General features: G+C 63.8%; 10 protein-coding genes. 7 read left to right on the top strand and 3 right to left on the bottom strand.

The genetic code is table 11. From position 1 onward, the window contains the following. Nucleotides 1-70 precede the first annotated feature (70 nt). Entirely contained in the window at nucleotides 71-1,063 is a 993-nt protein-coding gene (locus B3520_RS15310; protein ID WP_286876394.1) for a retropepsin-like aspartic protease, read from the bottom strand. Between the two features lie 416 nt (nucleotides 1,064-1,479). Between B3520_RS15310 and B3520_RS15305 the strand changes: the two genes are divergently transcribed. The 7 genes from B3520_RS15305 (at nucleotide 1,480) to B3520_RS15275 (ending at nucleotide 10,636) form a co-directional block, all read left to right on the top strand. Continuing rightward, entirely contained in the window at nucleotides 1,480-2,232 is a 753-nt protein-coding gene (locus B3520_RS15305) for a response regulator transcription factor (protein ID WP_286807168.1), read from the top strand. Next, a complete protein-coding gene (locus tag B3520_RS15300) occupies nucleotides 2,229-3,569 on the top strand; it encodes an MATE family efflux transporter (protein WP_286807169.1) in 1,341 nt (446 codons plus the stop codon). The genes B3520_RS15305 and B3520_RS15300 overlap by 4 nt, the downstream gene beginning before the upstream one ends. A 109-nt stretch (nucleotides 3,570-3,678) precedes the next feature. After that, nucleotides 3,679-5,496, top strand: a complete 1,818-nt coding sequence (locus tag B3520_RS15295; protein ID WP_286807170.1) for an IucA/IucC family protein — start codon at nucleotides 3,679-3,681, stop codon at nucleotides 5,494-5,496. Further along, nucleotides 5,489-7,276 carry an IucA/IucC family protein gene (locus B3520_RS15290; protein WP_286876393.1) on the top strand — a complete coding sequence of 596 codons (1,788 nt, stop codon included), beginning with the start codon at nucleotides 5,489-5,491 and terminating at the stop codon, nucleotides 7,274-7,276. The genes B3520_RS15295 and B3520_RS15290 overlap by 8 nt, the downstream gene beginning before the upstream one ends. A gap of 3 nt (nucleotides 7,277-7,279) precedes the next feature. Further along, nucleotides 7,280-8,539: an AMP-binding protein gene (locus tag B3520_RS15285; protein ID WP_286805051.1), complete on the top strand. Its 1,260-nt coding sequence runs from the start codon at nucleotides 7,280-7,282 to the stop codon at nucleotides 8,537-8,539. 1 nt (nucleotide 8,540) lies between these two features. Next, complete coding sequence (locus B3520_RS15280; protein ID WP_286805049.1) at nucleotides 8,541-9,806, top strand: DUF6005 family protein; 1,266 nt, start codon at nucleotides 8,541-8,543, stop codon at nucleotides 9,804-9,806. After that, a complete protein-coding gene (locus tag B3520_RS15275) occupies nucleotides 9,803-10,636 on the top strand; it encodes a sugar phosphate isomerase/epimerase family protein (RefSeq protein WP_211331140.1) in 834 nt (277 codons plus the stop codon). The genes B3520_RS15280 and B3520_RS15275 overlap by 4 nt, the downstream gene beginning before the upstream one ends. 12 nt (nucleotides 10,637-10,648) lie before the next feature. Here B3520_RS15275 and B3520_RS15270 read toward each other — a convergent pair whose 3' ends face one another. Then, the gene (locus B3520_RS15270) at nucleotides 10,649-10,939 is read right to left on the bottom strand and encodes a DUF3325 family protein (protein WP_170162944.1); all 291 of its coding nucleotides are present in this window, start codon (nucleotides 10,937-10,939) and stop codon (nucleotides 10,649-10,651) included. Between the two features lies 1 nt (nucleotide 10,940). Beyond that, nucleotides 10,941-12,581 (bottom strand): PepSY-associated TM helix domain-containing protein, encoded by a 1,641-nt coding sequence (locus B3520_RS15265; RefSeq protein ID WP_286805048.1) that lies wholly within the window; start codon nucleotides 12,579-12,581, stop codon nucleotides 10,941-10,943. Nucleotides 12,582-12,663: the final 82 nt, after the last annotated feature.

Here is a 12,663-nt window from a genome sequence, read left to right as displayed (position 1 = left end):
GCGTAGGGCGGGTAAGCGAAGCGCACCCGCCGTAACCATCAAGTCAAATATGGCAATCATTGCCGAGCGACTATTGCCGCGGCTGCAACAACAAAACCTCGTCGTCCTGATCCACCTCAAATCGAAACTGGCTCAAAACATTCATGCCAAGCAGCCCATCCACATTATCGGGCGTATTGAAATCCAACACTGCCACGGGCACATCCCTCAGTCGGTGATCACCAATCTGGACACTGTCCACCCGATACACCATCCCCCGGGTGGTGCCGCTGGCGGTATTGAACATCTGCGGCCCTAACTCGGTAAAACGTACCGAAGCGCTGATTCGATCAAAACTGCGCTGAGTTAATGTCGTCAGACTGGCCCCGGTATCAATTACCAAGCGTACCTCTTCCCGGCTATCCAGCCCGAGCGGTAGCAGGTAATGGCTGCCGATGGTGTCCAGCTCAATGCTGCCCACCGGTGGGGGCGGGCGCCGCTCGGCCACCGGGGGCGGTGTGGTGTGGTTGAGCAGGGCCGTGGCGCGGGCGCCCAGGGTGGAGTGGGACGTCAGCGCTTCCAGCAGGCTCCGGCCATAGGTGGTGTCGCCGTGGTGCAGGTGCAGCTCGCCCAGACGCAGGCGCTGCTCGGCACCCCCCAGGTCCAGCTGTTCCAGGGTCTCGTAAAAGCCCAGCAGGCTCTGCCAACGCTGCGCGCCCACCAGTTGATCGTCCACCTGCCGGACAAATTGTTCAAACGCCTGACTCACGCGGCTGCGTTGTCCGGGCTGGGTGGCGCTGTAGGCGAAGGTGAGCTGGAAGGTGCGCGCCGCTTCGGCCCAGTAGTCGGACTGGAGTTGGTGGCGGGCGAGCAGAAGCAACACGTCAATATCATCGTAGTGCACCGACAAAAAGGCGTCGGCCAACGCGGTCAGCGCGTAGTCATCGCCCGCGCGCAGATAGTCCTCCAGATACTCCAGCACCAACTCCCGCAGCCGACCCGCCAGGGCCGAATCCTGCCGCTCCGCCTCCTGGTAGAGCCCCATGGCGGCATTGAACGCCTGCTGGTCCAGAAGTGCGTGCATCTCCTCAGCCCAGTCGGCGGGCTGGGGAGGCGCTTCGTTGGCAGAAACTGGATCGTCCGGAAGTGTCGCCGCCTCAAGCGTATTGAGGGAGGGCGAGGTAACGGATGAGTCTCGCACTGGCGGTGATGAGAGTGGCCTGACGAGGGGCGAACCCGATGCGGACTTGCTCGGTTCTGCAAGGCTGGTCGCCTCGACCGGAACGGGCGCCAGTGCTCCGCGCAGCCACCAACCGCCCGCCAGCCCGGTGGCCAGAAGTAGGCTCGCCAGCAGCAGCGGTCGAAATGGAGGCTGAGTGCTCATAAGGATACCGGGGTCGGGTGAAGGCTAAGGGTAACCAAATTTGTGACCGGCTTCTATTGCTCTTTATTTAATAATGAGTATGATTCGCATTATTGACAAAGAGCGATGGAGGCACAATGGAAACGTGGGCGAATCGACCATCCGAGATCAGGGTGCTGTGGGTAGGGCAAACCTCGACCTTACAGGCGCGGGTACATGCGACCTTGCGCGCGCGGGGCTGGTCGCTGGTGGTCTGCCGGGCCGGTCGTGAGGCGCTGGACTGCGTGCTCAACACCGAGGCCGACCTGCTGTTGCTCGACGTCGATGTCTCGGCGCTCGACCCCTGGGAGCTCCTGGCCGAGTTGCGTCAATGGCAGGCGACGCCCGTCATTGCTCTGGCCGATGAGCCCGCGCTGTGTATCGACGCCTTTCGGCGCGGCGCCGATGACTTTGTCGCCAAGTCGGCGGATCTGTTGGAGCTGCAGTTGCGGGCCGAGGCACTGTTGCGCCGGAAGCGCCCACCGATGCCGGCCGACCCGGGCCGGGAGAGACTGGTGGTGGGGCCTTTGTCCCTCAGTCGCGAGGATGCGTCGGTTCGCTACGACGACCGCCCCCTGCGGGTGACCGCCATCCAGTTCAAACTCCTGTGGTGTCTGGCGGAGCACCACAACACCCTGTTGAAGAAATCCGAGCTGCACCGCTGGGTGCTGAATAAATCCTATTGCCGGGACGACCGCAGCATCGATATGCACCTGAGCCGGGTCCGTCGCAAACTGATCGCGACGGGTATGCCGCCCGATGCGGTGGAGACGGTGCGCGGACAGGGCTACCGGCTGTCGCTATTGTCCAGCCGAGCGTCAGCGGGTCTTGATCGGGCGGTGCAAGGATGAGCCGGGGCGAGGCGGCCCTCGACGCACCGGCCCTGCCCACCTTCCTGCGCTATGTGGGCTCCTCCACTCTGGGCTTGCTGGCCCTGACCAGCGCGGCGGTGGTGGACGGACTGATGGTGGGTAAATGGCTGGGTGCCGATGCGCTGGCGGCGGTCAATCTGCTGATTCCGCTCTGGATTCTACTGTTTGGCAGCGTGCTGATGCTGGCCATTGGCGCCAGCGTGGTGGCCGGTCACTACCTGGGCGCGGGCCGACGAGACGCGGCCAGCCGGGTGTTCTCGGCCTGTGTGTGTCTGGCGCTGGTGCTTGGGGTTGCCGTGACGCTGCTCGGCCTGACGTTTGGCGACTATCTGTTGCACTGGCTGGCCGTGCCGGAGCGGCTGCAGCCGCTGGTGAAACCCTATTTCCAACTGGTGCTGCTCGGCCAGGCGCCCCAGAGTGTGGCAGTGGTGCTTTACTATTTTCTGCGGGTGGCGGGCGAGCCCCAACGGGCCAGTCGTGCCCTGGTGCTCGGCGCGCTGGTGAACATCCTGCTGGATGTGCTTGGGCTGGCGGTCCTGGGCTGGGGCTTGCGCGCCGCCGCTGGCGCCACGGTGGCGGCCCAACTGACCCAGTGCCTGGTGCTGTTACACCTGCTGCACAGTGGTCGTACGCCGTTGCGCCTGCGGCCGGGCTGGCTCTCCTGGCGACGCTTGCGCGCTTTCTGCGGCAACGGCTTTTCCGAGTTTCTGAACGAGGTGTCGGCGGGGGTGGTGCTGTTCGTGTTGCACTGGCTGCTGGCACTGACCGGCGGTGTGGCGGCCGTGTCCGGCTTTGCCCTGATTCACTATGCCCTGTTGCTCAATGTCATGCTCGCCTGCGCGGTGGCCGAAGTGGTGCATGTGCTGGCCAGCCAGAACCTGGGCGCGGGGCAGCCGGTCCGGGCCCGGCGCTTCCGGGACTACGGGCTGGGATTGGCGGCCACCCAGGGGCTGCTGTTGTGGACGTTGGTCTTCCTGGGAGGGCCGGCCTTGAGCAACTGGTTCTTCGAGGGGCCAGCGGCAAATTATGCCGCCCGCTTCTGGCCGGTGATCGCCCCGGTGCTTCTGTTGACCGGGCTCAACCTGGTGTTGTCCGCCTGGTTCACCGGTTGCCGGCAGCCGCGCCGCTCGGCGCTACTCGCGTTGGCGCGTAGCCTGGTCCTTCCTCTGGTGTTTCTGGCGCTGCTCTTCCCCTGGCGCGACCAGGTGTCATTCCTGTGGGCTCTGCCGCTGGCAGAGCTGCTGACCCTGGGGTTGGCGCTGGGAATGTTGACGGACAAAACCACGTTTCGGCGCCTTCTTCCACTGCGGCAATGATTGAGCTGCCAGAAACCGTAACAATTGTAAAACCAAATGACATTGAGAATTGTTCGCATATAATCGGCCGTAACTCCTCCCTCATCGGATTGGCAACGAGGACTCTGTTATGGCCGATTTTGCGCGACACCTGGCCGAGTACGCCAGCTTTCAGGCATTCGTCAATTGTTATCTGCGGGAAGTGGATGGCGGGCGCTGGCTGAGCCCGGATACGCCCCAGACCCGGGCCCTTCTGCCGCAGACGCTGCTGACCGGTAAGTCCCTGCTACAGCTGACCCTGCCGCGGCAGGAGCTTACCCTGTGGCTGCTGGTGAGTTATCGCTCCCGGGTCGGGCGCCAGCGCATCGAGGCTGTCTTCTGCCAGCAGGGCGCACAACGGCGACAGGAGGGGTTCTGGAGCACGCTCCTGCTGCTGGTCAAGGAGTTGTTCCACGAGCGCAACGCCCAGCCCGGCGCCGGGCTCAAGCGTCGGCAACTGGAGCTGACCCACCGGTTGACCGATAGCCTGCAGAACACCTTGCGTTATCTGGAAACCCGTTGGTCGCAGCCCTACCGGGCGCCCTTGAGCTTTTGCCGCGCGGAGCAGAGCCTGGTGCTGGGCCACTGGTTGCACCCCACCCCGAAGAGCCGGCAGGGCATTCTTGACTGGCAGCATCCCCTGATCACGCCGGAGCTGGAGGGCCAGTTTCAGTTGCATTATGTGGCCGTGCACCAGGACTGGGTCGAACAGCAGTCCCTGTTGCCCCAGTCCGCTGAGAGCCTCGTAAGTGAAGCGCTGATGCAGAGCGACCATTCGGTGTCGATCGGCCCGGACGAGGTGTTGATTCCCGTCCACCCGCTGCAGGCCCACTGGTTGCTCGCCCAGCCCCGGGTTCAGGCCTGGCAGGAGGCCGGTCGGCTGCGCTACCTGGGCCCGCTCGGGCACACCTTCACGGCCACCTCCTCGGTGCGCACCGTCTACCACCGGGACGCGCCCTGGATGTACAAGCTCTCCCTGCCCGTGAAAATCACCAACTCCCTTCGGCAGAACAAGGTGCGGGAGCTGCGCGCGGGGGTGCTGATGGCCGGTCTGCTGCACAACCTGCAATTCTCCCGGCGCTTTCCCCGTTTTCAGGTGATTGCTGACCCGGCCTACCTGACGCTGCGCGACCCTGAGGGGGGCGATAGCGGCTTTGAGGCCATCGTGCGGGAAAACCCCTTTGGTGTCGGGCGTGATCAATCGGTGCTGTGTCTGGCGGCGTTGGTGCAGGAACCCTGGCACCCCCGCCAGCGCCGCGCCGTGCTCTCGGAACTGATCGAGCGGCTGGCGCTGGAGGAGGGCCGGGCGCCGGGTGCGGTCGCCCGGGATTGGTTTGATGCCTACTGGCACTGCGCAGTGGAGCCCTGCCTGGTGTTGTTCGACCACCATGGCATCGCCCTGGAAGCCCATCAGCAGAACAGCCTGCTACGGCTGGCCGACGGCTACCCGGAGACCTACTACTACCGGGACAACCAGGGCTTCTATCTGGACGAGCAACAAAAGCCCAAGCTCCTGCAATGGCAGCCGACATTGGATGCCGACAGCGATCTGTTTTACCCCACGGATGCCATTCTGGACCGCTTCGGTTATTACCTGCTGGTCAATCAGGTGTTCGCCGTGGTGAATCGGCTGGGCGCCGATGGCCTGCTGGCGGAGGCCGAGCTGATCGAGCGGGTGCGGGACAAGCTGGAGGCGCTGCGTCTGACACTATCCGGCAATGGTCGGGTCCTGATTGAGCGCTGGTTGACCCAGACTCAGTTGCCGGCGAAAGCCAACCTGTTGACCCGGGTGGAGGATATCGACGAGCTGGAGGCCGATATGGAGTTGGCCGCCTATACCACCATCGACAATCCGCTCTGTGTAGCCGCGCGGATCGAGCGCCCTCTTGAGGAGGCGGTCCATGTCTGAAGCTCTGGCGCTCAGCGTTCCACAACAGGCGTCGTCGGTGGCCGTTGATGCTCTGCCGAGGATTCTACGGCAAACGCTGGAGGCCGCCCTGTTCGAGGGACTGCTCGACTACATTGTCGTTCCAGCCCGGGAGACCGCGTCGACTTGGGATACCCTGTACTTCAGCCTGGGAAACGCGGATTACACCTGCCCGGGGCGGGTGCGCGGCTTTGGGCGCATCCGGTTGCAGCTGGCGGAATTGACCCGGATCCAACCTGTCGCCCGCCGGCCGGAGCTGGAGGAGGTACTGCGTCAATTGTTGGCCTGCCTGCCCGGCGACGCCGAGCGCAAACAGGCGTTGACCCGGGAGTTGAATCAGACCCGGATCTGGTGTCAGTGGAATGCGCGGGAGTTGCCACCGCTGGCAGTGCGTCGGGAGCTGCCATTGGTTGCGCTGGAGGGCGCCCTTCGCGAGGGGCATCCCTACCATCCCTGTTTCAAAGCGCGCATCGGCCTGAGTGAAGCCGACTACCAACGCTACAGCCCCGAAGCCGCCGACCCGGTGCGCCCGCACTGGATTGCCGTTCCCCGCGAGCGGGTTCTCGGCGCCGGCGCGGCTCAGGACCCGGATACTTTCGCTTTTCGTGAGCTGGGACCGGCGCTGTTTCAGGCGCTACGCGCCCGCTGCCGGGCTCGGGGCGTGGATCCGGAACAGCGGGTGTTTGTACCGGTACACCCCTGGCAGTGGCAGCACCGGATAGTGCCGCGCACTCAGGGCTTCCGTCCCCTTTTGGTCGACCTGGGGCAGCCCGGAGATGACTACCGAGTCAGCCAATCCATGCGCACCCTGATGAATGATTCCCGGCCGGAACGGGGTGATCTCAAGCTGCCCCTGGATATCGTGCTCACCTCCTCGCGGCGTCACCTGCTGAGCCATGGTATCGACTCCGGCCCGGTTCTGTCTGACTGGCTGGCCGAAACGGTGGCGGGTGATGTCTTCTTTCAACAGCAACCTCTGGTGATCCTGCGGGAATACGCGGGTTTGCGGGTGGAGGAGACCGGTTTGTTGAGCCCGTCTGAGCCGGGTATCTGTCAGTTGGGTGCGCTCTGGCGCGAAAGCCTGCCGTCCCGGTTGGCCCCCGGCGAGCGGGCCGTGCCGGCCCAGGCCCTGGCGCTGATGGAGTCCGATGGCAAACCCTTTATCGACCCCTGGGTAAACGCCTATGGCCTGGAGCCCTGGCTGACCCGCCTGTTCGACACCCTGATCCTGCCGGTCTGGCACTTGCTGGCCCGTCACGGCATCGCGCTGGAAGCCCACGGCCAGAACCTGTTGCTGGTCCATCGTGACGGCTGGCCCCAGTGGCTGGCGGCCCGGGATTTTCACGAGAGCGTGGAGTACGTGGAAAACTTTCTCGCCACCCCGGACGCGGCACCAGCGTTCCGCCGCCAGGCACGGTACGCCGATGCCCGGCCCAATGAGTACTACTGGATGGACTCGGTGGAGGCCCTGCGCGAACTGGTGATGGATACCCTGTTCGTTTTCCAGCTCTCGGAGCTCGCCGCCCTGTGCGAGACCCATTACCGATTACCCGAACCCCGTTTCTGGAAATTGGTGCATGCCTGCCTGGCGCGTTACGCCGGCGGTGGCCACTGCGATCCGGCACGCCTTCGGGCTCTGGGCTATCGGGCACCCATGGTTCAGGTGGAATCCCTGTTGCGCAAAAAACTCTGCGGCGTGCAGCCCGAATACCACCATCGCGTGTTCAACCCACTATCGGAAATCGCTCGGAAGGAGGCGTGAGCCATGCTGTTTTATCTCAATGATCGGCCCTATGACCGGGCCACTATCGAGGCGCGCTGGCGCCTGTTGACCCGGGCGCTCGCGACGGTATCCGGTCGGCGCCTGGCCGTTTGTACCCACGATTCGGTCGAGTGGCTGGCCCTGGTGCTCTATGCCCGGCAACACAACCTGTCCATCGCGCCGCTACCCGCGGACACGCCCCGGGCTACCGCGCTGGAGAAGGCCCGGGCGCTGCACTGCGACGGCCTGATCTGGCAGAGTGCGGAGCAGCTTGTCCCGCTTGAGTGTCAGACGTCGGTTCAGGATGGCACCCTGATTCAGTTCAGCTCAGGCACCACCGGTGAAGCCAAACCCATTGAGCGCACCTGGTCAGACATCGATACCGAAATCACCCATTACCATCAGGCGCTCGACCTGCCCCCGGAGGTAGTGCCTGTGGTGGCCTGCTCCATCAGTCATTCCTATGGGCTGATCTGCGGCGTGCTCGCGGCCCTGGACCGGGGTGTGGTGCCGCGCATCGTCACCGGCTGGAATCCCAAGTACCTGCTGAAGATGTTGCGCGCGGAATCCCGGCCGCTGCTGTACAGCTCGCCCACCTTTATCCGCACTCTGATGATGCTCTGGCCACCGGGCGAGCCCCTACACGGGGTGATGACCTCGGGCAGCGTCATGCCCGAAGCCTGGTTCGATGAGGTGCGCGGCAAAACCGAAAACCTCTGGCAGCAGTATGGTTGCTCCGAAGCCGGCTGCGTGGCGGTGGCCCGGCAGCCGGAGCGGGCGGACATCATGGGCATGCCTCTGGGGCACTGCGCATTGCAGGCGGGACCTGGCCCGGACGAACCCGAAGAGGTACTGGTCGTTCAGCAGGGGCGACGCATCGCCACCGGCGACGCCGGCTATCTGGATGATCAGGGGCGCCTGCGCTTCTGCGGCCGTATGGATGACACCATCATCACCGCCGGTTTCAACGTCTATCCCCATGAGGTGGAAAACGCGCTGATGCGCCACGCCGGTATCCGCGAGGTGGTGGTCTTCAAACAGCCCGACCCTCTGGCGGGGGAGCGGGTGGCGGCGGTCTACACCGGGGCCTCGCCCTTGGGTGATGCCGACCTGCGAGCCTTCTGTCGCCAGCACCTGGCGAGCCATCAATGGCCCAGCCGGTTTTACCACCGCGAGCGGATACCTCGTCTGCCCAACGGCAAAGTCAGCCGTCGGCAACTGGCCGGGCAGTTTGCCGCCGACGCCGCACAGGGGGTGGCTTGAGATGGCCAGTGAAACCTTTGTTCGTCAACTGCGCGACCTGATGACCCGATACCTGCCTCGAATACCCTGCGAGGATCTCTCGCCGGACAGTCACCTGACGTACCAGCTCGGGCTCGATTCGGTGGAGCTGATGCAACTGCTGGTGCTGCTGGAAAACGAGTGCGGCTATGCACTGCCGGAGGAAGCACTGAGCGCCGGCGATCTGGAACGGGTGAGCGATCTGGAAGTGCTGGTGCGACCGACGGCGGCCAACGACACGGTCGGCGAGCCGGAACTGGATGTCAAAGTGCACTGTGTGGTCAGTTGCCTGTGCCACCCGATCAAGGCGAGGGGGCTTGACCACCGCCCGCTGTATTTTGGCGTCTGGGACGCGGAGGTGTTTGTCGACGATCAGGCGCGACTGCGCTACCACGACGAGGCGGTGGACCACGGGTTTTTCCTGACCTGGTTCGAGCGTCTGTACGGGGCGGAGGTCTCCCCCTGGTATGACCCGGCACTGAGCAAGGCCCACAATATTGCCACCCTGGAAACCCGCCTGGCGCAGCGCAAACCTCGGGAGCATCTGATGGTGATGCTGGACCTGTACCGGCTCCCCGAGCGGGAAAACCGCTTCCAGCTCAACCCTTTTCCGCACTATGTTCTGCTGGAAAACGACGCCGATCCGGACCGGCTCTGGATGTGGGACCCGGACTTTCGCTGGGAGGGCAGCCTGGATCGTCGGAGGGTGTTGCACGCGGTGGAGTCACCCGCCGTGGCCGGTGGTGTCTGCCTGGATACCTGCCATTTGCACGCGCCGGAGCCGGAAGCGGTGGCGGCGTATTTCGAGGTCTGCTTCCAGCCCACCGTCAACACCCTGACCCAGGCGGTGGAACAGGTGGTGCGCCGTCATCTGCCCGAGGCGGGCGAGCAGCCATTGGATCGTTTGGGTTCGGCCCTGGCGGAGCTGCCGGTGCTGGCCATTCGCAAGTACGCCTACGAACACGGCCTGGCCTATTTCTGGCGGGCGCTGGAGCGCCCGGCGGACGAGTTCGAGCACTGGTGCGATGAGATCGAGGCATTGGTCAAAGGCTACGACGCCGTTCTGTATCGGGCCAACAAAGTCGCGCACACCCGGACGAGGGACGATTTCGCCCGGCTTTCGCGCCGGATCGCCGAACAGCATCAGCGGGAATACCGGATCAAGCGCGCCCTGTTTCACGCCTTTAACGACTGGCGCAAACAGTCGTCGATCCGCGGATCGGTGTCCCGGGAGGTAGCGGCCCTATGATGCACCTGTCCCTGTGTACCATCAGTTTTCGCCACCAGTTGGTCTCCCTGCCGGAGCTGGCCACCTTTGCCGCCGGGGCCGGGCTGGACGGCATCGAACTCTGGGCGGCCCACGCCCGGGGTCTGAAGCACCAGCCGGCGCTGAACGGCGATTGGCTCGAGGCCATGGGCTTGGGGGTGAGTATGCTCAGTGACTACCTGCCCTTTGCCGGGCCCTATCCCCAGGGACGGGAAAAGCTGCGCGAGCTGTGCACCCTGGCCCGTCACTGGAACACCCGCAAAATCCGGGTATTCGCCGGGAAAAAAGCCAGTGCCGAATGCACGGCCGCCGATTGGCACGCCCTGGTCTGCCGCCTGCGCGATTATTGCCTGCGGGCGGAAGAGGCGGGCATGACCCTGCTACTGGAAACCCACCCGAATACCGGGGCCGATACCACCGAGGCGACCGGGGAGCTGCTGGCGGCGGTGGATCATCCGGCCCTGAAAGTGAATCTGGACGTACTGCATATCTGGGAGGCCGGGGAAGACCCGGTGCGCGCCTGGCGGACGCTCGCCCCTCAGGTGCAGCACTTGCACCTGAAGAACATCCGTCACCGTCAGTACCTGCCGGAATTCGCCCCTGACAATGTCTATTCTGCGGCGGGCAGCCGAGCCGGAATGGTGCCGCTGTTCGAGGGCGCCTGTGACTTCGCCCATTTTCTGAACAGCCTGCCCGACGGGCGGGTGCACTCGGCCTCCCTGGAGTGGTTCGGGCCCGCCCCCTTCGAGGTGATTGCCCGGGATAGCCAGCAGATTCTGCGCCTGCAGACGGAGCGGTTATGCCATGCCTGAGTGTCGAACCAATCAGCGGGCGTGGCGGCGATTGAGAAACTCCAGCCCAAGTGCCGCACTCAGCCCCGTGAGCGCAAACAGGCCGAACCAGTAGGTGAGCCCCAGCGCGGCTCCCCAGTGAACTACGGCGGGCGCGGTCGAGCCGGCCAGGAGCGGGTAACCGACGCCGCGCAACGCCAATGCCAGGCGCCGGAACCGGGCCGGGTTTCGGGCCAGGACGGGGTTCAGGGTGCGCAAGTGAGAGGGCAGGGACAGGGCCAGCAACAGTTGCGAGACAAACAGTGTGATCACCACGCCAGTCATTTCAGGCCTCCCGAATGGCGGTCGCATGACCGACGCGTATGCTGGCCGAAATCTGGCGATAGCCGCACCCCGCCATCAGGGCAAAGCTCGCCGCCAGAGCGAGGGCGGTCAGGTCAAAACCGGCGAGCACCCAGTCGCCCACGGCCAGGCTGATACCCAGGTGGCGGTCGGTGGTCAATGCGTTGACCACAGGCAACAGACCCCAGCCCAGGGCATTCAGAACCAATAGTTCCCGCCAGATTGCGGTTCTGGGTCGAAGCCAGGCGAAGACACCGCTGACCAGCCACGCCAGAAACAGGCTGTGCATTTCCCAGTCGGCCCGCGTTGCAACGTCGGTGGATATCAGTCGATTACTCCAAAAATAAACGGATATTGCCAGTGGCAAACCGAGAATAACCGCCGCGTAAAAACGCTCCACCCTGGCGTACTCATTGGGGCGGCTGGCGGTGCGTTTTTTCACAAAGTACAGGGCACCGGTGGCGATCATGATAATGCCCAATAGACTGCACAGAATGTACAGCCAGCGCAGTGGCCAGTCGGCAAACAGCCCCTCGTGCAACGCGATCAGCGTTTTTTCCACCGAGGCGGCACCACCGTACTGTTGTTCGCCCCCGTCGAGTCGTTCACCGGTGCTGGCCCGATACAACAGTTTGTGGGGTTTGCCTTCATAGTGTCCCGGTGAGGGTTCTGGCAGATAAAACGATAGCCGGGCATTTTTATCACCCGGGTGGAGCAGGTAAATCTGTTCGATTCGTTGGCCGGTCTCCGCCTGAGCCTGCTCCAGCAAGGGCGCAATGGCCACGCTGTCCGCTTTCTCTCCGGTTTTCGCGTCCGTCTCGGCCTCCGGGTAGGCTTCCTTGTAAAAGGTCCGGGTGCCTTCATCACCGTAGCGGGAGGTGACGATGGGCTCCATAAAAGTGACGGCAAAAAATACCAGGCCACTGTAGACGATCATGATCTGAAACGGCAGGGCCAGAACGCTGCTCAGGTTGTGCAGGTCCAGCCAGGAGCGGGCGCGGCGAAACAACCGCAGGGTGAAAAACTCCCGGAAAATGCGTCGATGAATGATTACTCCAGAAACCAGACCGACCAGCATCAACAGGGTGCACAGTCCGACGATCCAATAGGCCGCGGTGTCCGGCAGATAATGCAGGCGCCAGTGCAATCGATAGAGGGCCATACCGCCCCCGGTGTCTCGGGGTTGTATCCAAAGCGGCTCACCGTTGTGAAAATCCAGATACTCCGCTTCCCGTTCCGTCCGCTCTCCGTTGGGGCCGCGAGGCGGCTGCCACTCCACCCAGAAATTGCCGTTGCGCGCGGTGGGCAGAATGATACCCCACCAGACCGATTCGGGATGCGCCTGTTGTTGCAGGCGTTCGGTGCCGAGTTCAATCAACGTCCGGGTGGACAGGGTTAATTCGCCCTGGTTGGTATAGGCCGTGTAATGATGGGTGTCGGCTGAAGGAAAACCGTCGTCGGTCCAGTGCATCGCCAGCGGGCGTTCCGGCTCCATCCAGCGGTCCATTTCGAAATGGAAAAATCCGGTGGTGCCGGTGACGAAAATAAAATACATCAGGGCACTGAAAATAATGCCTGCCCATCGATGTAACCAGGCCATTGAGGCGCGAAACGCGGATTTCATAAGGCCGGGTCACCCAGCAGGGTCAACCAGAGGGTAGCGAGCCCGCCGCAGAGCAGCGCCGGGAACAGCAGACCGCTCCAGG

Origin of the sequence: Marinimicrobium sp. UBA4509 (assembly GCF_002388575.1) — a bacterium.
GTDB lineage: Bacteria > Pseudomonadota > Gammaproteobacteria > Pseudomonadales > Cellvibrionaceae > Marinimicrobium > Marinimicrobium koreense.
The sequence above is the reverse complement of the archived record's forward strand: the minus strand, read 5'-3'. Positions and strand labels throughout refer to the sequence as shown.

Coding starts and splice junctions, on each gene's coding strand:
- B3520_RS15300 (WP_286807169.1), top strand. CDS start 2,229: ATGAGCCGGGGCGAGGCGGCCCTCGACGCACCGGCCCTGCCCACCTTC.
- B3520_RS15280 (WP_286805049.1), top strand. CDS start 8,541: ATGGCCAGTGAAACCTTTGTTCGTCAACTGCGCGACCTGATGACCCGA.
- B3520_RS15270 (WP_170162944.1), bottom strand. CDS start 10,939: ATGACTGGCGTGGTGATCACACTGTTTGTCTCGCAACTGTTGCTGGCC.
- B3520_RS15295 (WP_286807170.1), top strand. CDS start 3,679: ATGGCCGATTTTGCGCGACACCTGGCCGAGTACGCCAGCTTTCAGGCA.
- B3520_RS15275 (WP_211331140.1), top strand. CDS start 9,803: ATGATGCACCTGTCCCTGTGTACCATCAGTTTTCGCCACCAGTTGGTC.
- B3520_RS15290 (WP_286876393.1), top strand. CDS start 5,489: ATGTCTGAAGCTCTGGCGCTCAGCGTTCCACAACAGGCGTCGTCGGTG.
- B3520_RS15305 (WP_286807168.1), top strand. CDS start 1,480: ATGGAAACGTGGGCGAATCGACCATCCGAGATCAGGGTGCTGTGGGTA.
- B3520_RS15265 (WP_286805048.1), bottom strand. CDS start 12,581: ATGAAATCCGCGTTTCGCGCCTCAATGGCCTGGTTACATCGATGGGCA.
- B3520_RS15310 (WP_286876394.1), bottom strand. CDS start 1,063: ATGCACGCACTTCTGGACCAGCAGGCGTTCAATGCCGCCATGGGGCTC.
- B3520_RS15285 (WP_286805051.1), top strand. CDS start 7,280: ATGCTGTTTTATCTCAATGATCGGCCCTATGACCGGGCCACTATCGAG.